Annotated in this window: 18 protein-coding genes; 4 read left to right on the top strand and 14 right to left on the bottom strand. The window is 64.9% G+C overall.

From position 1 onward, the window contains the following. Positions 1-33: 33 nt before the first annotated feature. The 6 genes from bchZ to RPPS3_RS07600 all read right to left on the bottom strand — a co-directional run bounded on the left by bchZ (position 34) and on the right by RPPS3_RS07600 (position 7156). Complete coding sequence (bchZ, locus tag RPPS3_RS07625) at positions 34-1482, bottom strand: chlorophyllide a reductase subunit Z (RefSeq protein WP_107343540.1); 1449 nt, start codon at positions 1480-1482, stop codon at positions 34-36. After that, positions 1482-3071: a chlorophyllide a reductase subunit Y gene (gene bchY / locus RPPS3_RS07620; protein ID WP_107343539.1), complete on the bottom strand. Its 1590-nt coding sequence runs from the start codon at positions 3069-3071 to the stop codon at positions 1482-1484. Before bchY ends, bchZ begins: the two co-directional genes overlap by 1 nt. A gap of 23 nt (positions 3072-3094) precedes the next feature. Further along, the gene (locus tag RPPS3_RS07615) at positions 3095-4093 is read right to left on the bottom strand and encodes a chlorophyllide a reductase iron protein subunit X (protein ID WP_107346495.1); all 999 of its coding nucleotides are present in this window, start codon (positions 4091-4093) and stop codon (positions 3095-3097) included. Then, positions 4093-5031: a chlorophyll synthesis pathway protein BchC gene (bchC, locus tag RPPS3_RS07610; RefSeq protein WP_107343538.1), complete on the bottom strand. Its 939-nt coding sequence runs from the start codon at positions 5029-5031 to the stop codon at positions 4093-4095. The genes RPPS3_RS07615 and bchC overlap by 1 nt, the downstream gene beginning before the upstream one ends. 87 nt (positions 5032-5118) lie before the next feature. Then, on the bottom strand, positions 5119-6240 hold the full coding sequence (locus tag RPPS3_RS07605; protein ID WP_107343537.1) for a methyltransferase: 1122 nt from the start codon (positions 6238-6240) through the stop codon (positions 5119-5121). Between the two features lie 49 nt (positions 6241-6289). After that, on the bottom strand, positions 6290-7156 hold the full coding sequence (locus RPPS3_RS07600) for a polyprenyl synthetase family protein (protein ID WP_107343536.1): 867 nt from the start codon (positions 7154-7156) through the stop codon (positions 6290-6292). A gap of 121 nt (positions 7157-7277) precedes the next feature. On the opposite strand from RPPS3_RS07600, the gene crtD reads away from it, so the two are divergent. Together crtD and RPPS3_RS07590 are read left to right on the top strand one after the other, a co-directional pair. Continuing rightward, positions 7278-8837 carry a 1-hydroxycarotenoid 3,4-desaturase CrtD gene (crtD, locus tag RPPS3_RS07595; RefSeq protein ID WP_107343535.1) on the top strand — a complete coding sequence of 520 codons (1560 nt, stop codon included), beginning with the start codon at positions 7278-7280 and terminating at the stop codon, positions 8835-8837. A gap of 4 nt (positions 8838-8841) precedes the next feature. Beyond that, complete coding sequence (locus tag RPPS3_RS07590; RefSeq protein ID WP_107343534.1) at positions 8842-9795, top strand: carotenoid 1,2-hydratase; 954 nt, start codon at positions 8842-8844, stop codon at positions 9793-9795. Between the two features lie 332 nt (positions 9796-10127). On the opposite strand, the gene RPPS3_RS07585 is transcribed toward RPPS3_RS07590, so the two are convergent. The 3 genes from RPPS3_RS07585 to RPPS3_RS24805 all read right to left on the bottom strand — a co-directional run bounded on the left by RPPS3_RS07585 (position 10128) and on the right by RPPS3_RS24805 (position 10784). Beyond that, a complete protein-coding gene (locus RPPS3_RS07585; RefSeq protein ID WP_107343533.1) occupies positions 10128-10430 on the bottom strand; it encodes a GIY-YIG nuclease family protein in 303 nt (100 codons plus the stop codon). A gap of 79 nt (positions 10431-10509) precedes the next feature. Further along, positions 10510-10653, bottom strand: a complete 144-nt coding sequence (locus RPPS3_RS24610) for a hypothetical protein (RefSeq protein ID WP_199852198.1) — start codon at positions 10651-10653, stop codon at positions 10510-10512. Next, complete coding sequence (locus RPPS3_RS24805; RefSeq protein WP_283810854.1) at positions 10650-10784, bottom strand: hypothetical protein; 135 nt, start codon at positions 10782-10784, stop codon at positions 10650-10652. Before RPPS3_RS24805 ends, RPPS3_RS24610 begins: the two co-directional genes overlap by 4 nt. A gap of 300 nt (positions 10785-11084) precedes the next feature. On the opposite strand from RPPS3_RS24805, the gene RPPS3_RS07580 reads away from it, so the two are divergent. Further along, positions 11085-11921 (top strand): universal stress protein, encoded by an 837-nt coding sequence (locus RPPS3_RS07580; RefSeq protein WP_107343532.1) that lies wholly within the window; start codon positions 11085-11087, stop codon positions 11919-11921. 39 nt (positions 11922-11960) lie between these two features. On the opposite strand, the gene hemF is transcribed toward RPPS3_RS07580, so the two are convergent. The 5 genes from hemF to RPPS3_RS07550 form a co-directional block, all read right to left on the bottom strand. After that, a complete protein-coding gene (gene hemF / locus RPPS3_RS07575) occupies positions 11961-12872 on the bottom strand; it encodes an oxygen-dependent coproporphyrinogen oxidase (RefSeq protein ID WP_107343531.1) in 912 nt (303 codons plus the stop codon). A gap of 237 nt (positions 12873-13109) precedes the next feature. Continuing rightward, positions 13110-14177: a phytoene/squalene synthase family protein gene (locus tag RPPS3_RS07565; RefSeq protein WP_107343529.1), complete on the bottom strand. Its 1068-nt coding sequence runs from the start codon at positions 14175-14177 to the stop codon at positions 13110-13112. Then, positions 14174-15709, bottom strand: a complete 1536-nt coding sequence (locus RPPS3_RS07560; RefSeq protein ID WP_107343528.1) for a phytoene desaturase — start codon at positions 15707-15709, stop codon at positions 14174-14176. The genes RPPS3_RS07565 and RPPS3_RS07560 overlap by 4 nt, the downstream gene beginning before the upstream one ends. Positions 15710-15784: 75 nt before the next feature. After that, positions 15785-16672 (bottom strand): alpha/beta fold hydrolase BchO, encoded by an 888-nt coding sequence (gene bchO / locus RPPS3_RS07555; protein WP_107343527.1) that lies wholly within the window; start codon positions 16670-16672, stop codon positions 15785-15787. A 10-nt stretch (positions 16673-16682) separates the two neighbouring features. After that, positions 16683-17636, bottom strand: a complete 954-nt coding sequence (locus tag RPPS3_RS07550) for an alpha/beta fold hydrolase (RefSeq protein ID WP_107343526.1) — start codon at positions 17634-17636, stop codon at positions 16683-16685. A gap of 110 nt (positions 17637-17746) precedes the next feature. Here RPPS3_RS07550 and hemE point away from each other — a divergent pair, with 110 nt between their 5' ends. Further along, positions 17747-18793: a uroporphyrinogen decarboxylase gene (hemE, locus tag RPPS3_RS07545; protein WP_107343525.1), complete on the top strand. Its 1047-nt coding sequence runs from the start codon at positions 17747-17749 to the stop codon at positions 18791-18793. Positions 18794-18806: the final 13 nt, after the last annotated feature.

Genomic DNA, 18806 nt, shown 5'->3' with positions numbered 1-18806 from the left:
TTGTGAAGCGCATTGTTCTAGCTCAAATCATCGTTACACCGATTGTCCGTCGAGCAGCGCAGCACGCGCTTTACTGACGAATTCGGTAGTGACTTTTTCCTGTCCGGCACGGCGCGCGCTGTTTTCAGCGGCATCGCGCAGACGTTTTGCCGCAGAGATTCGCACCAGCACCGGATGCTGCTCGAGCACTTCGTCGAGCAGCGCCTTGGCTTCGTCGCTCCACAGCAGTTCTTCGTGCCGGCGCGCAGGCGTCGGATCGACGCGATCGAGATCGCTGCCGAGCGGAAGAATGTTGAAAAGTGCGTCGAACAGCGCGTTACAGACTTCCTGCACCAGGTAAGTGGCGCCGGAATACCCCATGAACGGCGTGCCGGTGTGACGGCGGATCACAGCACCCGGGAATGACGCCGGAATGTACACGGCGCGACCACCGGTCTCGGCCAAGTACATTCTTTCGTTGTAGCTGCCGAACATGATCAGCGGCGGGGTCTGACGAATCGCCGCACGCACCGCTTCGTTGTCAGTCTTTTTGCCGACACAGCGCGAGATCGCGAAGGTGCACGGCAGTCCCATCTCGTCTTCGAGGAAATGCCGCACGCCGCGGGCATAGGTATCGGTCGCGACGATCGCGAAGCTGGCGGTGCCGAAGAAGTCCTGCGTCACCGACCGCCACAGATCCCACAGCGGCTTGATGGTGGTGTTCTTCTCGCGCTCGATGAACGGCTCGGGATCGAGGCCGGTGAGTTCACCGAGCTTGCGCAGGAAGCGCGTGGTCGAATGCAGACCGATCGGCGCCTGCAGGTACGGCCGCTCCAGTGATTCGCACAGCAGCCGGCCGAACTCGCGATACATGCAGACGTTGACGTCGGCATTCACCAGCTTGGGAATATCAGACAGGTGCGTGCCCAGCGGGAACACCATGTTGACTTCGGCGCCGATGCCTTCGATCAGACGGCGGATTTCGGCGAGATCGGACGGCATGTTGAAGGTGCCGTAGATCGGTCCGATGATGTTGACCCGCGGCTTCTCGCCGTCCTTGCGCTTGCGCTCCGGAATCTTCTTCGGGCCGTATTCTTTCCACAGCCACGAGATCGCGCGGTCGGCGCTCTGCCACTGATCCTCGTCGATGGTGCGCGGCAGGAAGCGCTTGATGCCGGTGCCTTCGGGCGTCACGCCGCCGCCGATCATTTCGGCGATCGAGCCGGTGACGACGACGGCCGGCAGATAAGGATCAAGCGCCTTGTGGGCGCGGTGCATCGCGCCTTCGGTGCCGAGCTTGCCGAGTTCTTCTTCGCCGAGGCCGGTGACGACGATCGGCAATTCGTGCGGCGGCAGCGCATCGGTGTAGTGCAGGACCGAGGTCACCGGCAGGTTTTCGCAACCGACCGGACCGTCGATGATCACCTGCAGGCCCTTCACCGCGGTGAAGGCGTACACGGCGCCCCAATAGCCGCCGGCGCGATCGTGATCGAGGACGAGCATCAGATCATCTCCTCCGCCTTGCGCTTCTTGGCTGCGGCTTCGATCTGCTTCTTGTACTTCTCGCGATAGGCCGGAACGTCCTTCGGAGTGTCTTCCCAGACGCCGGCGGCATAGCCCTGCCCGACGTCGCCGAAGAACTCCTTCATCTCGTCGAATCGCGCCTTGTTGCCGAGCGCGGCGTTGATCACTTGCGCCAGCGAACCGGCGCCGGCGGGACCAAACAGCGGCCGCGCCGAGATCAGGTTGGTGAAATACAAGGCCGGGATCGACATCGTCTTGGCCTTCTGCACCACCGGGGTGGTGCCGATGGCGAGATCCGGCTTAAATTCATCGACCGCCGCGAAGTCCTGCTCGAGCGAGGCGCGGTACTGCACCCGCACGCCCTTGGCCTCGAGCCATTCGCGATCCGGATCCGACCACTGCGTGCGCGGCACCGCGGTGCCGACATAAGGCACGTTCGCGCCGCTCTCGATCAGCAGGCGCGCGACCAACAGCTCCGAGCCTTCGTAGCCCGACACGGTGATACGCGCATTGATCGGCTTGGCGGCGAGCGCGGCCTTGATGGCCGGCAGGAAACGATTCTTGGCGGCGTCGATCTTGGAGCGCTCGACGTTGCACGCCGTGCCGATCGCTTCCAGCCACGCTTCGGTGCCGTCGTGACCGACCGGCGCCGAGCCGACGACCTTGCGGCCGGCGAGATCGAACTGGCGGATGCACGATTTGTAGAACGGGTGAATCGCCGCAACGACCTGGCAGTCGAGCGCAGCATAGAGCTCACGCCACTCGCGGGTCGGCACCACCGGACCTACGGCGAGGCCGAGCGGGTCGAGCATCAGGTTGATACCAACCGGATCGGCCGGGAACATTTCACCCAGCAGCGTCACGGTCGGACGCTCGCTGCGGCCGCCGCGCGGCGCCTGCACCGGGCCCTGCTCGGCTTCCTTGCGGGCGTATTCGAGCATCGCGCCGGACAGCACGTCCTTGGCCTCGGCGTGAGTCGGCACGCCGAATCCCGGCACGTCGATGCCGATGATGCGGACGCCGTTGATCTCCTTCGGCAGCAGATCGAGCGGCACGCCCGACGCGGTCGGCACGCAGAGATTGGTGATGATGATGGTGTCGTACTGCGCCGGATCGGCCAGCTTGTAGACCGCCTCGCGGATGTCTTCGAACAGCTTGCCGGTGACCAGCGTTTCCGAACTGAACGGCACGTAGCCGACGGTGCGGCGGGCGCCGTAGAAGTGCGACACAAAGGTCAGGCCGTACACGCAGCAGGCCGAGCCGGACAGCACGGTCGCGGTGCGGCGCATCCGCAGGCCGACGCGGAGCGAGCCGAACGCCGGGCACATGCTCTGCGGCTGATCGTGCGGTCCCTTCGGATAGTCCGCGGCGTAGCGTTCGAGCACGTCGCTCTTGCCGGCGGCTTGCGCCGCCGCCTTCATCTCGGCAGCGCCGGCATGGCAGCCGAGACCGTCGGTTTTGGTCGCGGCTTCATTGATCGCGGGCGCGTCGATGTCGACGGAAAAGTCCGCCGCATCGTCGCCGATCGACCCGGCGATACGGCCGGAATAACGAGACATCCCACTCATGACGAACTCCCGATCACCCGATCTCAGACCTCGTCGTAGATCACTTCGAGCGACGGCTTGTTCAGCACCGAGGCGCCGCACATATCTTCCATCGTGGCGGGCTCGAGCACGACATCGCGGCCGGTGACGTCGCTGGAGAACAAGCCGAGCAGACCATCCTGGGTGAGCGGCTTCGGCCGCACCGGCGGCGCGGTGGCGACATTCTCGGCGAGCGTCGCGAACAGCGGGCCCCACTGCCCGTCCGGCAGCGCGACGATCTCGTAGTTGGCGCTCTTGCGGCGGATGCCTTCGTCGGCGGGAATCGCCGACAGCACCGGAATGCCGGCCGCCTTGGCGAACGCCTGGGCTTCGCCGGTGCCGTCATCCTTGTTGATCACCATGCCGGCGACGCCGACATTGCCGCCGAGCTTGCGGAAGTACTCGACCGCCGAACACACGTTGTTGGCGACGTACAGCGACTGCAGGTCGTTGGAGCCGACGATGATCACCTTCTGGCACATGTCGCGGGCGATCGGCAGACCGAAGCCGCCGCACACCACGTCGCCGAGGAAGTCGAGCAGCACGTAGTCGAAGCCCCACTCGTGGAAGCCGAGCTTCTCAAGGGTTTCGAAGCCGTGAATGATGCCGCGACCGCCGCAGCCGCGGCCGACTTCCGGACCGCCGAGCTCCATCGCGAACACGCCGTCGCGTTTGAAGCAGACGTCGCTGATGGTGACTTCTTCGCCGGCGAGCTTCTTCTTCGACGACGTCTCGATGATGGTCGGAGTGGCCTTGCCGCCGAACAGCAACGACGTGGTGTCGCTCTTCGGATCGCAGCCGATCAGCAGCACTTTCTTGCCCTGCTGCGCCATCATGTAAGACAGATTGGCGAGCGTGAAACTCTTGCCGATACCGCCTTTGCCGTAGATCGCAATGATCTGGGTTTCCTTGGTGACGGGAGTCGTCACCGGGGCATCGGGTTCAACCGACGCCTCGGCCCGGAGTTGTGCGTCTTGCAGGCTGATCTGCGGAACGACGTTCATCAGCTCGGTCTCCAATTCAGAACCATTTTGAGGCAAGCAGGGTCTTCGAAAGCGATCCGATAGGCGTCGGGTGCCGACGCCGCCTCCTGGTGGTGCGTGATCAGTCCATCGAGCGAGAGCTTGCCGCTTTCGATCAGCGCCTTGGTGGCGCCGATGTCCGGCGGCTGCCATTCCGCCGCAACCCGAATGCGTGCTTCACGCATGAAAGCGGGCGGGAACGAGAACGACAGCGGCTCGCTGTAAAATCCAGCGAGCACGATCTCGCCGGTGGCCGCGATGCGCGAGATCAAAGTGTCGAGTAATTTTGGATCGCCGCTGACGTCGTAGATGCTGCGATAGTCGCGACGTTCGTCGGATGCGGGATCGATCACCGCATAACCTTCGGCGCCGCCGCTGCGGATCGGGTTCTTCTCCCACACCACCGGCGGCGGATTGCCCAGCGCGATCGAAATCCGCGCCAACAGACGACCGAGCACGCCGTGGCCGACGATGCAGTCGGGCGGCGTCGCGCCGCGCGCGGCGATCGCATGATAGGCAGTCGCAGCCAGTGCGATCAGAATGCCGCGCTCGCCGAGCTGCGAATCCAAAGGCACCACGCGCTTGGCGGGCACAACGAGCCGCGACGCCGAGGCGCCGAACAGGCCGCGCACTTCGCCGAAGCACTTTGCGCCGGGCACGAACACCATCTGGCCCGGCTTCAGGTCGGTGGCCGAACCAGCCTCAACGACCTCGCCAACCGACTCGTAGCCGGGGACCAGCGGGTAACCCATTCCGGGGAATTGCGGCATCCGGCCCGACCACAACAGTCGCTCCGTACCGGTGCTGACGCCACTCCAAGCCACATCGACAACGATGTCGTCGTCAGTCGGCGCCGTAAGGCTCAAGCGACTGAGTTCGACCTGTTGTGGCTGCTTGAGTACGACCGCGATGGTGTCCATCGCTTACTCCAAATTCGAACGGCAGAGCTCTGCCGCCGAGTGTCATGCTAAACTGACGGATCACAGTGTCAAGCCAGATTAACACAACTACCGTTTGGATGCGGTAATTACGGAGGCAACCAGCGGCATCGGAACCGGGTGCAAAGTGACCTGGGAGAAGCCCGCATTCTCCAACATGGCCTGCAGTCGAGGGAAGCTCCGGGCTTTCCCGGAGCCCATGGCGTAAAGGTAGAAGGCGAAATAGGCGTCGGAGATCGCGGCGGTGCCGGGAATCCCGGCGATCGGCTCGGCGATCAGCAGTTTTCCGTTATCCGGCAAGGCCTTGTGGACGGCGCCCAGCAGCGCCTCGACGACCTCGTCGTCATGGTCGTGGATCACCCGGACCAGGGAAATGATGTCGGCGCCTTCGGGCAGCGGGTCGGTGGTGAAGCTGCCGCCGACCGCGGTCGCCCTGTCCTTCAGGCCGTTCGCCTCGAACCGGGCGGCGGCCTTCGCGGCGACCGCCGGCAGATCGAAAAGCATGCAGCGCAGCTGCGGCGCCTGCGCGGCGACCGCCGACAGGAACGAGCCGTCGCCGCCGCCGACGTCGAGCAGGCAGCGGTGGTCGCGGAACGAATAGACGTGCAGCACCTCGCGGGCGATCATCGGCTGCGACGCCGCCATCAGCGCCGTATAGGAGGCGATCGCATCGGCCGGCAGCTCGCCCGGCCGCTCGCCCCGCACATACGCCCAATAAGCCGCCAACTCGCCCGCCCCGCGCGGCGCGCGCAACAGCCCCACAGGATCCGCAAGATCCCGATAAAGCATGGCATGATGCGCCACGAGCGCCAGCACCCCCGAATTGCCGCGCAGCTCGGCGCCGAGTTGGCCGAGGCCGTAGCGTGCGCCGCTGCGCATCTGCAGCAACTGGAGGGCGACTGCGCCGTCGAGCAGCATCCGCATCGACTCGACCGGTAGCGACAGCTGCGCGGCGAGGTCTTCAGCGGTGGCGGGACGCTCGGCGACGATGTCGAACAGCCGGAGCTGCACGCAGGCCAGCAGGATCTGCGAATAGACGAAGCCGGCGAGCAGATCGAACATCGCCACGGCGCGCCGGCGCGCGACCGGACGCATCAACGGAAATACCGCGGCAAAGCGCTGAAAGCGCGGATTCGACAGGATCGAATCGCGCCAGCCGAGCAGCCGGTCACGCAGGCTCAAGGAGACCATTTGGTTCTGCTACCACCGGCCGGCCGCGAAGGCCAAGCCGGCGGCCGCGTCAGGCCGCAGTGGCGGCCAGCTTCGCCGGCACCAGGCGGGTCGCTTCCGACATGATCAGCGAGCGCAGCTCGTTGCCATTGGTGCAGTCCGGCATCGCCTCGACGGCGCCGCGCACCAGCGACTTCAGGTGGTAGATCGCGCCGTCGATGCCCATCTCGCGCACCGCGCTCGGGCGATCGTGGGCGATATCCTGGCCGACCGGCTTGCCGATCTCTTCGACGTCGGCAGCGGCGTCGCGGAGGTCGTCGGCAACCTGATAGGCCTCGCCGATCTTCTCGCCGACCATCCGCCACGGCTCCGGATCGGCACCGGCAGACGCCGCGCCCATCGCGGTGGCGGCGACGAACAGCGCGCCGGTCTTGGAGCGGTGATAGTGGGCGAGATTGATCTCGGTCTCGCATTCCCAGGCCTGGCCGGCGACGATGCCGAACGGCACACCGACCGCACCGCCAATGATCTGGGTCAGCTTCAATAGCCGGTCCGCCGGACCTTCGAACCGGGCGATGGTCTGGAACGCCAGCACGATCATCGCGTCACCGGCAAGCACCGCGAGCGGTTCGCCGAACGCCTTGTGCACCGACGGGCGACCGCGGCGCAGGTCGGCGCCATCGAAGCACGGAAGATCGTCATGGATCAGCGAAGCGCAGTGCATCAGCTCGAGCGCGGCACCGGCAGCTTCGGTAATTCCCGGATTGTCTTCGCCGCAGGCAAGGGCCACGCTGTGGCAGAGCCGCGGACGAACGCGCGCCCCGCGCGGGAACACCGCGCTGCGCATTGCTGCCGCCAGCCGCGGCGGACATCCGGCCATGTCGGCCTGATTGAGCGCATCAGTCAGAGCACGCTCGATCCGATTGGTCACGTCCATGGCCACACTCCCGCGCTGAAGGCACAAGTGTCAATTTAACTTGTCATGCGAAACTGTAAGTTATTATGGACACCTGTCAATGATATGGCTCAAAGACAGCTGAGCCGGAGTGAGAAAGCGGATGCGGGACCAGACCGCGAGGAATCGCGTCGTAGTGATCGGCGCCGGCATCGCGGGACTGACGTCCGCGCTGACCCTGGCTGCACGCGGCTTCGACGTGACGGTGCTCGAACGTGCCGCCGCCCCCGGCGGTAAAATGCGTGAAGTCTCGATCGGTCCGGCGCGGATCGACAGCGGCCCAACAGTGTTCACGATGCGCTGGGTGTTCGAGGAACTGTTCGCCGGCATCGGCCTGAACTTCTCCGACCACGTCCGGCTACGACCTTTGTCGATCCTGGCCCGCCACGCCTGGGATGACACTCAGCATCTTGATCTGTTCGCCGACGAGGCCCGTTCGGCCGATGCAATCGGCGCATTCGCCGGTGCTGCGGAAGCCAAGCGTTATCGACAGTTCTGCGCCGACAGCCGGCGCATCTACGAGATCCTGGAAAAGCCGTTCCTGCGTGCCACCGCGCCGAGCCTGCCGAAGCTCGCGACCGCGGGCGGCATCGGCGGCCTGATCGAACTGCGCAAAATCCGCCCCTTCACCACGATGTGGAAGGCGCTCGGCGATTACTTCCACGATCCGCGGATGCGGCAACTGTTCGGCCGCTATGCGACCTATTGCGGATCGTCGCCATTCGATGCGCCCGCCACGCTGATGCTGGTGGCTCATGTCGAACATGAAGGCGTGTGGATCATCGAAGGCGGCATGCACGCGCTGGCGCAGGCACTCGCCCATTGCGCCACCCGGTTCGGCGCTACGATTCGCTATCAGCAAAGCGTGCGCGAGGTGATGGTCTCGGGCGGCCGCGCCTCGGGCGTGATCCTCGACAGCGGCGAGCGCATCGAAGCGCATTCGGTGATCGTCAATGCCGATGTCGGCGCGCTGCCGGCGGGACTGTTCGGCGAGGCGGTACGAACTGCAGCAAACCCGCTGGCGCCGCGGCTGCGCTCCCTGTCCGCGGTCACCTGGAGCATGGTGGCGAAGACCCGCGGCTTTCCGCTGTGCCGGCACTCGGTGTTCTTCTCGCGCGATTATTCACGGGAGTTCGCCGAGATCTTTGGCCGCGGCGAGGTGCCGACAGAACCGACCGTGTATGTCTGCGCACAGGATCGCGTGGACGACGAGGCCCGGCTCGGCGCGAGCGGCGAAGAGGAATTGCTGGTGCTGATCAACGCGCCGCCGGTCGGCGATCGCAAGAGCTTCGATCAGGGCGACGTCGCGCGCGCTGCCGAGCGCGCGTTCGGCGTGCTGCAGCGCTGCGGCCTGCGGGTCGACATCGATCCAGGCAAGACCCGGGTGACAACGCCGGCCGACTTCAATCGTCTATTCCCCGCGACCGGCGGCGCGCTGTATGGTCGCGCCTCGCATGGCTGGAGTGCCTCGTTCGAACGTCCCGGAGCGCGTACAAGGATCCCCGGCCTGTATCTGGCGGGCGGCAGCACTCACCCGGGTCCCGGCGTGCCGATGGCCGCCCTCTCCGGCCGCGCTGCGGCGGCGACATTGTTCGCCGACCTCGACTCCAACCCCGCCGGGCCGCGGCCTGCGCTTCGCCCGGCTTCTTCCAAGACGACGTGAGATTATGATTGCCTGGCCTAACGAGACCGACGAACGCCGCGCCGGATTCAATGTAGACGTTCCGCGCAACGGCTACGCCTGGTGGTACATCGACGCGATCAGCGATGACGGCCGCGAAGGCCTGACCATCATTGCGTTCATCGGCAGCGTGTTCTCGCCGTACTACGCGTTTGCGCGGCGCCGTGGACCGGCCGATCCGCTCGATCACTGCGCCATCAATGTCGCGCTGTATCACGAGGCCGGCAAGCGCTGGACCATGACCGAGCGCGGCCGCGGCCGCGTGGCGCGCAACGTCAATTCCTTCCTGATCGGGCCGAGCGACCTTGGCTGGGACGGCAAGACGCTGACGATCAACATCCGCGAGACCGGCGCCCCCGTGCCGGGCCGGATCGAAGGCCGCGTCCGGGTGACGCCGGCCGCGCTCACCAAGGATTTCTTCGTCCTCAATCCGCAAGGCAATCACCGCTGGTGGCCGATCGCGCCGCGCGCGCGGGTCGAAGTCGACTTGCGGCGGCCCAATCTGTCCTGGCGGGGCGAAGGCTATCTCGACAGCAACGCCGGCGACGAGCCGATCGAGACCGGCTTCCGGCATTGGGAATGGGCGCGCGGTGCGATGCGCGACAAGACCGTGATCCTGTACGAAGCCGAGCGCCGGGACGGCAGCCGGGTCGATCTCGCCGTCACGTTCGACGCCGAGGGCAACAAGCAGGAATTCACCCCGCCACAACTGCTGCCGCTGCCACGCTCAGGTTGGAAGGTCGACCGCAGCGCCCGCAGCGAAGCCGGCGCCAAGCTGGTCCGCACGCTCGAAGACACCCCGTTCTACGCCCGCTCGATGGTGGAGACGACGCTGCTCGGCGAAAAGGTGACGCTGGTACACGAAAGCCTCTCCCTCGACCGCTTCCGCATGCCGGTGGTGCAGGCGATGTTGCCATTCCGGATGCCGCGGCGGAGGTAACAAGCGCTGCGAGCTGGATGCTCATACTCACATCCGTTTCGTGGAGCGCTCTGATTTTGTTCGAATCAACAGCGCGCCTATGGAGACTTACCCCAGGCAGACCTCATGGTGAGGAGGCGCGGAGCGCCGTCTCGAACCATGCGCCGCAGCCCCTTACGTCTCCTCATCCTTCGAGACGCCCGGCTTCGCCGGGCTCCTCAGGATGAGGACTCACTGCCCTTGAAACGCCAAATCCACTCCAATGAAGCGATGACCCGCTCCATATCTCATCCTTCGAGACGGTCGTTTCGCGACCTCCTCAGGATGAGGGCATAATCTGTTGTCGGCGATGTTCATGCGCCGAAAGGCGTTCTTCGCTTCGACAGAATGTGCAAGGCATCCATATCACCCCGGATCAGCGCCTCCTTCTTGGCACGCGACCATTTCTTCAGCTTGCGTTCGCAGGCAATTGCATCGGTGATGCGTTCGAACCACTCCGAATAGACGAGTACCACGGGACGCCGGGTCGAGGTGTAACCCTCGAAGGTGCCGTCGTTATGTTGAGCGATCCGCATGTCGAGCGAACCGCGCGTCGTGCCGACGTAGAGGCTGCTATCAGCGCACCGAACGATGTAGAGAAAAGCGCCCTCGGACATTGCCGCTGCCTCATCCTTCGATGGCCGCGACCTTTCGGCCTGCTCGCGATGAGAGACGAAAATCGTCGCACTCGCAACCTTATCGCCTCTCCTCCTGCTTCCCCTTATCCGCCTCACGCTTGCGATCCAGCCGCCGTCCCTGCCACTCGAGCACGGCCCAGCCGGCGGCGAACATTCCGAGCATCAGGATTTCGAAGTAGTTGAAAGCGCTGTCGCTGTTCATGGCGGGCTGCCCTTGTCGCGGTCGGCGCGGGCGCGGTCGAGGCGTTTGCCTTGACGTTCGAGGACCAGCCAGCCGACGGCCACACAGAGCACGACCAGGATCAGTTCGATCAGTCCGTAATACTCGTCCACGGCAGGCCTCCGTCGATGGCTGATGGCCAAGAGGTAGCAGAATAGCTCACCCTCGGGATTCCCGCACTGGCTTCCTCCATCGAGACGGCGCGGACCGGCGGCAGACATTCAGGTGCCGGCCTGCATCGGCAGGTGGCCAGGGACGCGGACTGCTCGTGCGTCATCGCGACACATCGAAGGGGGCGGCGATCTCGCCAATGGTGTCGTCCCGACCTCGCTCGGCCTGCAGGCGCTCGACGAACCGTGATCGTCGCATCGAAGCCCCTGCCCTCTTCAGCATGCCGGAATGGGAGACCCAACATGTCGATGCTCAAGCGAACCCTGGTCCTGCTCGGCGATACGCCGTCGTCGCTGGCGGCGCGCGCTTACGCGTTCCGGCTGGTGCAGCAGACAGGCACGGACCTGGCAGGACTTGCCGGCGTCGATCTCGGCGAGATCGAAGCGCCGATGCTCGGCGGCATTGGGATGTCGGCCTACCAGACCCAGCTCCAGACCGAGCTGAAGCGGCAGGCCGACACCACGCGTGACCGCCTGCAGGCTGAATTTGCCGACGACTGCCGGAGTCGGTCGCTCACCTGCGAAGCGGTGTCGTTCGAAGGCGATCCGGCCGACGGCTTTCGGCTGGCGACGGAAACGCGCGATGTTGCGGTCTCGGGCCACGACACCGGATTCGGCGGCAGCCAGGAGCCGCTATCGGCGATGATCGCCAAGCTGGTGGTGCGCACGCCACGGCCGTTGATCGTCTGTCCCGATGAACTGCCGGCGGGGGATGCGGTGCTGATCGCCTATGACGGCAGTCTACCGGCGATGCGCGCGCTGCAGGTGTTCGCGCTGTTGGGCCTCGGCGACGGCAAACAGATCTGCGTGCTGGCGATCGACCGCGACGAGGCAGCGGCCGTTCGCAAGGCCAATGCGGCAGCGGAATTTCTGAAGATTCACGGACATGCGGCCGAAGCTATCCCGACCTCATCGAGCGACGATCCTGCCGACTTAATCCGCGCCGCTGTCGCTGAGCGCAACATCGGCACGGTGGTGATGGGCGCCTACGGCAATCGCGGCTTCCGCGAAGCGCTGTTCGGCTCGACCACGGACGCGCTGGTCGACACCCCGCCCTCCGCGCTGTTTCTGTATCACTGAGACAGAGACGCGAGACCGCGACGACGTCGGCCGCCGGCGTCAGCTCCAGCTCACCAGCGGCGGCATCGAGCTCATGATGGTCTCGGTGCTGCCGCCGGTCTGCAGACCGAACATCGTGCCGCGATCGTACAGCAGGTTGAATTCGACATAGAGCCCGCGGCAGGCGAGCTGCTGCGCCCGCTCCTCGTCGGTCCACGGCTCGACCATGCGCTTACGCACGATGCGAGGATAAACGTCGAGCAGCGCCGAGCCGACATCGCGGGTGAAGGCAAAGTCGCGATCGAAATCGCCGCTGTTGAGATAGTCGAAGAAAATTCCGCCGACGCCGCGGGCCACGCCGCGATGCGGCAGGAAGAAATAGGTGTCGGCCCAGGGCTTGAACTTTTCGTAGTAGGTCGGATCGTGGGCGTCGCAGGCACGCTTCATCGCGGTGTGGAACGTCACCGCGTCTTCGGCCTCCTGGCTGCGCTGCTCCGGCAGCATCGGCGTGAGATCGGCACCGCCGCCGAACCAACCCTGCGAGGTCGACAAGAATCGCGTGTTCATGTGCACGGTCGGCACCCGCGGGCTGCGCGGATGCATGATCAGGCTGATGCTGGTGGAGACATAGTCGAGGCTGCCGTCGCCAGGCACGTTCTTGGCCATTTCCGGCGTGAGCTTGCCGTTCGCCGACGAGGTGTGGATGCCGATCTTCTCGAACAGCCGCCCGTTCGACAGAAAACCGCCGACACCGCCGCCTGAGCCGGTCTTCCGCTGCCAGGGTTTGTAAGTGAAAGTCGCCGGCTCGCCGGGAAACAGCTCGGCCGGCGCTTCGCGCTCCAGCGTCTCGATCTCGGCGCAGATCCGGTCGCGGAGCCCTTCGAACCAGGCGCGCGCCTGGGCGCGGCGGGCCTCGACGGGATTGTCGGTGGAAGCAGCGGGAGTGCGGTCGAGGTCGGTGTCGATGGTCATGGCCGTGATCCGTTGCGCAAGGTCAGCATCGGTATCACGCCAGTGTGGCGGCTTCGAGAGTTTTTGCAAATCAGTAGCGTTTGAGCGGACTCACTTCTGGCTTACGGCCAAACATCTCGCGTGCCGTCATGGCCGGGCTTGTCCCGGCCATCCACGCCTTTCGTGCGGCTTTCGCTGCAAGACGTGGATGCCCGGGACAAGCCCGGGCATGACGAAATTGAGACTGAGATCTGGTAACTACACCCGGCTGCGCTGCAGCATCTGATCGCGACGTTCGAGGCGGGTGAACAGGTCGACCAGCCAGGCGACCTTCTGCTCGAGCGGCTTGACCTTCTGGCGCGCCGGCAGTTCGCGCACCGGATGCGCGATCACCGCGTCGACCAGAAACTTGGTCTCTTCCATGTCGCCGAACTTGGCCGGCAGATACTTCGCCGGGGCCCATTCGGTTTCCTGGAACGCCAGCAGGCGGGCCAAGACCGCGAGCTTGCGGCCGGTCGAAACCACCGCGCGGCTCGACACCGAGTCGAGGCCGGAACGTTCGACCTCACGGCCGATCTCGGCATACAGCGCGCGCGCCGCGAAGATGCCGGGACGGCAGGAGCGCGGCAGGTTGGCAATGCCGAGCGTAGCACGATCGTACAGCGCGTCCGCGGTGTCGATCAGCCGCTTGACGATGCTGGCGATCTCCGGCGTGAACTTCGGATTGGCGAGCCAAGTCTCCGGATCGAGACCGGCCTCGCGCATCCACGACAGCGGCATGTAGATGCGGCCGTTGCGCGCATCCTCGCCGATATCACGGGCGATGTTGGTGAGCTGCATCGCGCAGCCGAGATCGCAGGCACGCGCCACGATGTCGGGTTTGCGCTGGCCCATCACCAGCGTCATCATCACGCCGACGGTGCCGGCGACGCGAGCGCAATACGAATACAGGTCCGACAGCGTGTCGAACCGGCGGCCCTGCGCGTCCCACTCCAGGCCCTCGATCAGCGCCTCGGGAATCGCCGGCGGAATCGAAAACCGCGCCACCACATCAGCGAAGGCGCGGTCGGACGGATAGGCGCGCGGCACGCCGCGGCAGGCGCGGTCGAGCCGGTCTTTGAGCACTTCGACAGCGGCAGCGCGATCGAGGCCGAGGTCGACGGCATCGTCGGCGACGCGGCAGAACGCGTACAGCGCGATCGCCGGATCGCTGATCCGCCGCGGTAGCACCTTGGAGGCCGCGTGGAAGGTGTGCGAGCCTTCCTTGATCATCTCGCGGCAGGCCAGCATGTCGGATTGGGCCAACATATCGGATTGCAGACTCATGATGTCACCAGACTGTCGGCCTCGGGGACCAGCGCATCGACCACCCGCGCCGAGGACAGAACCCCAGGCAGGCCAGCGCCGGGATGCGTTCCGGCGCCGACGAGATAAAGCCGTTTGACGTCTTCGCTCTGATTGTGCGGCCTGAACCAGGCGCTCTGCCACAGCACAGGCTCCAGACCGAACGCGGCGCCGCGGAACGACGACAGGCGGTCCTGGAAATCGAGCGGCGTCGTGATCTTGGAGGTCGCGATCTGGTTCTCCAGATCGGGCAGAACGGTTGCGCCGAGCATCTTGGCGATCGAAGCGCGATAGGTTTCCGCCTTGGTGTGCCAATCGGTATCGCCGAGCAGGTTCGGCACCGGCGACAGCACGTAGAACGTATCGCAGCCGGGAGGCGCGAGCGACGGATCGGTCGCAGTCGGGCGATGCAGATACAGGCTGAAATCGTCGGCGACCACCTTGCGGCTGAAGATGTCGCTGATCAGCTCCTTGTAGCGCGGCCCGAGCAGAATGGTGTGATGCTTGACGTCTTCGTAGCGGCGCTTCGTGCCGAAGTACCAGACGAACAGGCTCATCGAGTAGCGCGACTTCTCGATCTTAGCGTCGGTCCAGCGCCGGCGCGTCTCCGGCGGCAGCAGATAGCGATAGGTCGAGGCCGAATCGGCGTTCGACACCACGATATCGGCCTTGATCACTTCGCCGTCGGCAAGCTTGACGCCGCAGGCGGTGCCGTTCTGCACGACGATCTGGCGGACATCCTGATTGTAGCGGATCTCGTTGCCCTGGCCTTCGATCAGCTTGACGAGACCAGTAACAAGCGCGCCGGTGCCGCCCATCGCCGAATGCACGCCCCACTGCTTTTCGAGATAGGTGATCAGGCAATACACCGAGCTCGACATGAACGGGTTGCCGCCGATCAGCAGCGGATGGAAGCTGAACACCTGCCGCAGCTTCGGATCCTTGAAGTGCTTGGCAACCAGGCCGTAAACGCTGCGATAGCTCTCCAGCTTGATCATCGCCGGCGCGATCTTCAGCATGTCGGTGAAGTGGCTGAACGGCTGATCGCCGAGCTGCTCGAAGCCGACTTTGAAGATCTCGTGCGAGGCCGCCATGAAGCGGTCGTAGGCCGGAACGTCGTCCGGGCAGAACTTCGCGATCTGATCGAGCACCGCGTCGCGGTCGTCGGAGTAATCGAAGTGCGTGCCGTCGTCGAAGCGGATGCGATAGAACGGCGACATCGGCTTCAAGGTGATGTCGTCCGACATCCGCTTGCCGCACAGCTTCCATAGCTCTTCGAACAGATACGGCGCGGTGACGATGGTCGGCCCGGCGTCGAACGAGAAGCCGTCCTGCTTGTGGACGTAGGCGCGGCCGCCGGCCTTATCGAGCTTTTCGAGAACGGTTACTCGATACCCCTTGGCGCCAAGGCGCACCGCTGCGGCCAAGCCGCCGAAGCCGGAGCCGATCACCACCGCATGCGGGGCACGATCGCGAGGAAGACGGGGAGCAGGATTGGGGCCAGGATCGAGCATGGGTACCACTGTAACAAAAAATTGACAGAGGGCTAGCGGCAATCTGTAAGCAGATCCTGACAAGCCGTCTTTGATCTATTCGATATTCTCCAGTTTTTCCGCGTGGCGTTCGATCAGGGCGGCGATCAGCGCCGGACGCTCTTCATGGGCCAGATGGCCCAGCGCCGGAATTCGCTCGATCACCGCTTTCGGCAATATTTCCCGGACCTTAACCGCCACCGACGGCGGAATCGCACGGTCCCCTTCGGCCGCCACCAGCACCAGCAGCGGCTTCAGATTGGGCAAAGCTTTCAACAGCGGTTCGAGATCCCAGTTCGCCATCATCCGCAGCGCCGCGGCGACGTGATGCGGGCTGGAGACCAGCTTGCCGTAGAGCTTGATGCCGGCCGGATCGATGGTGGAGCCGGTGTTCCCAATCAGCCGTTCGACCGCGCCGCGGTGCCCGGCCTGCCAGGCGAACAGGCTCGGGACGAACGGATTCATCACCAGCATCTTGGCGAGCGGCGAGAAGAAGCTCGCCGCTGGGCCGCCATAAGGCAGGAACGCCCCGTTGAGGCTGAACAGGATTTTTGGATCGACCGCGCCGTCGAGGCACATCCGCGCGCCGATCGCCGCGCCCGCCGAATGGCCGACGACCAATTCCGGCGACACCTGAATCACGCGCAGCAACGCGCTGAGATCAGACGCCATGCCGGGCAGCGACATCCGATGGCCGCGCGGCGACTGGGTGAAGCCGTGCCCCGGCAAATCGGGCGCGACCACGTGATAATGGCGCGCCAGCAGCGGCGCCAAGCCGCGCCAGGAATGCGAGGCGGCGCCGGTACCGTGAATCAGCAGGATCGCCGGAGCGGCCGGCGATCCCATGCGTTGCACATGCCAGCGGAAGCCGCCGGCTTCGATGAAGCGGCTGGCCTCGCGATGAGGCCAATCCAGGCCGTCGCGACTCCAGACCAGGTCGGACATCGCAGCAGCCTCAGGTCCCGGTCTTGCTCACCCGGCCAAGAAACTCGTCATAGGCCCGCATGAATTCGCCCGGCACCTCGAAATGCGGCATCGCCCCGGTCTGAAACACCGTGACGGTCCAGTTCGGCCGGCCCTCCACCGTGGTCTTCAGGGTGTAGTCGACGAAGTCGCCGCGCACGCCGTGGCTGAACCACACCGGCATCGGCAGATCCTGATAGATCCGCAGGATGTCCTGGCTGAACAGATAACCGGCCACGAAGTAATACGGCGCGTGCTGGGCGCCCGGCTGATGCGTCGTCAGATAGTCGTAGTCGAGCATCCCCTGATCGATGCTGGGCGAACCGAACGCCTTCTTCAAGAACCAGCCGATCACCGGCTTCATCGTCAGCAGCTTGAAGATGCTTTCGCTCCACACCGGATTTTCGAAGAACGCATGCAGCCACGGAATCGCCCGCGATCCCTGGGTCCAGCGCTGGTTCTTCTTGTCGAATCCGGTCGGCGCCACGAGCGCCAGGCTGCGGAACGCCTGCGGCGTTTCGCTCGCGGCACGGGCGAGGAATTCGCTGCCGAGCGACAGCGCAAGTGCGTCGATCGGCTTGTCGCCGTGCACCTTCTGAATCTCGCCGACTACGGAATGCACCGCATCCGTCATCATCCGAATGGTGTATTGACGCTTTGCGCGCGACGAATGACCAAAGCCCGGCAATTCGATCGCATAAACCGGTCGGCTCCGTGCGTAGTGCTCGAAGATCGGCCGAACCTCGTAGGCCGAGCCTGCGGCATTGACACTATGGATCAGCAGCAGAGGCGGCTGCGACGTCGGCTCTGCCGGCGCTGCGGACCAATAGGTCAGCCGACCGCCGAAACTGTCGATGTCGTGACGTTCGCCCGGGACTGGCGGCGGTAGCGCCGGATTTCCGCTGAGCGTCTCGGACGATGCGGGGGTGGGTGCGGTTGCATTCATCTCGAAATTCCTATTCGCGGCATCTCCGCCGCAGGTCGGCGTGGTCAAGACGGTGCGCGCAGTGTATCAGACCGTCAAGAAGACTTGTCGTACAACAGTGGGTAGCTCTCTTGACACAGAATCTGGTGACCAAACCGTTCATGGAAGTGCTTTCCGGCAACCGGCAGGCCTCTCCTCCGATGTGGATGATGCGGCAGGCCGGACGTTACCTGCCGGAATACCGCGCAACGCGGGCGCAAGCCGGTAGTTTCCTCGATCTGTGCTTTAACGCGGAGCTCGCCGCCGAGGTGACGCTACAGCCGATCCGGCGATTCGGCTTCGACGCAGCGATCATCTTCTCCGACATTCTGGTGGTGCCTTACGCGCTCGGCCGCTCGGTTCGGTTCGAAGTCGGCGAAGGCCCGCGGCTCGACCCGCTGAATTCGCCCGATCTGGTCGGTACGCTGAACAACGCGATCGATCTGTCCAAGCTCGAGCCGGTGTTCGAAGCGCTGCGCATCGTTCGCCGCGAACTGAAGCCGGAGACCACGCTGATCGGCTTCTGCGGCTCGCCGTTCACGGTCGCGACCTACATGGTGGCCGGCCAGGGCACCTCGGATCAGCATCCGGCGCGGCTGATGGCGTATCAGCACCCCGGCGCGTTCGCCAAGATCATCGACGTGCTGGTCGAGAGCTCGATCCAGTATCTGCTCAAGCAGCTCGATGCCGGCGCCGACGTGCTGCAGATCTTCGACACCTGGGCCGGCATCCTGCCGCCGCGCGAATTCGAGAAGTGGTGCATCGAGCCGACCCGCCGGATCGTCGAGGGCATCCGCAAGGTCAAGCCGGGCACCAAGATCATCGGCTTCCCGCGCGGCGCCTGCGCGCTGCTGCCGGCGTTCGTCGAGCGCACCGGCGTCGACGCCGTCAGCATCGACTGGACTGCCGAACCCGCTTTCGTGCGCGAGAAGGTGCAGACCAAGGTCGCGGTGCAGGGCAATCTCGATCCGCTGCTGCTGATCGCCGGCGGCTCGGCGCTCGATGAAGCGGTCGACGACGTGTTGAAGAACTTCGCGTCGGGCCGTCACATCTTCAATCTCGGCCACGGCATCACCCCGGACGCCTCGATCGCTCACGTCGAGCAGATGATCAAGCGCGTCCGCGACTACAAGGCCTGAGGCGCCCTCGCCT

The organism is Rhodopseudomonas palustris (assembly GCF_003031265.1).
GTDB classification, from domain to species: Bacteria; Pseudomonadota; Alphaproteobacteria; order Rhizobiales; family Xanthobacteraceae; genus Rhodopseudomonas; species Rhodopseudomonas palustris_H.
This window is presented reverse-complemented; position numbering and strand designations above follow the sequence as displayed.

Bases quoted from the DNA above. Each gene is read 5' to 3' on its own strand.
- RPPS3_RS07565 (WP_107343529.1), bottom strand. From the start codon at position 14,177: ATGAGTCTGCAATCCGATATGTTGGCCCAATCCGACATGCTGGCCTGC.
- crtD (WP_107343535.1), top strand. From the start codon at position 7,278: ATGCGGGACCAGACCGCGAGGAATCGCGTCGTAGTGATCGGCGCCGGC.
- RPPS3_RS24610 (WP_199852198.1), bottom strand. From the start codon at position 10,653: ATGAACAGCGACAGCGCTTTCAACTACTTCGAAATCCTGATGCTCGGA.
- RPPS3_RS07615 (WP_107346495.1), bottom strand. From the start codon at position 4,093: ATGAACGTCGTTCCGCAGATCAGCCTGCAAGACGCACAACTCCGGGCC.
- RPPS3_RS07605 (WP_107343537.1), bottom strand. From the start codon at position 6,240: ATGGTCTCCTTGAGCCTGCGTGACCGGCTGCTCGGCTGGCGCGATTCG.
- bchY (WP_107343539.1), bottom strand. From the start codon at position 3,071: ATGAGTGGGATGTCTCGTTATTCCGGCCGTATCGCCGGGTCGATCGGC.
- RPPS3_RS07560 (WP_107343528.1), bottom strand. From the start codon at position 15,709: ATGCTCGATCCTGGCCCCAATCCTGCTCCCCGTCTTCCTCGCGATCGT.
- bchC (WP_107343538.1), bottom strand. From the start codon at position 5,031: ATGGACACCATCGCGGTCGTACTCAAGCAGCCACAACAGGTCGAACTC.
- bchO (WP_107343527.1), bottom strand. From the start codon at position 16,672: ATGTCCGACCTGGTCTGGAGTCGCGACGGCCTGGATTGGCCTCATCGC.
- RPPS3_RS07550 (WP_107343526.1), bottom strand. From the start codon at position 17,636: ATGAATGCAACCGCACCCACCCCCGCATCGTCCGAGACGCTCAGCGGA.
- RPPS3_RS07590 (WP_107343534.1), top strand. From the start codon at position 8,842: ATGATTGCCTGGCCTAACGAGACCGACGAACGCCGCGCCGGATTCAAT.
- RPPS3_RS07600 (WP_107343536.1), bottom strand. From the start codon at position 7,156: ATGGACGTGACCAATCGGATCGAGCGTGCTCTGACTGATGCGCTCAAT.
- RPPS3_RS07585 (WP_107343533.1), bottom strand. From the start codon at position 10,430: ATGTCCGAGGGCGCTTTTCTCTACATCGTTCGGTGCGCTGATAGCAGC.
- hemF (WP_107343531.1), bottom strand. From the start codon at position 12,872: ATGACCATCGACACCGACCTCGACCGCACTCCCGCTGCTTCCACCGAC.
- bchZ (WP_107343540.1), bottom strand. From the start codon at position 1,482: ATGCTCGTCCTCGATCACGATCGCGCCGGCGGCTATTGGGGCGCCGTG.
- RPPS3_RS07580 (WP_107343532.1), top strand. From the start codon at position 11,085: ATGTCGATGCTCAAGCGAACCCTGGTCCTGCTCGGCGATACGCCGTCG.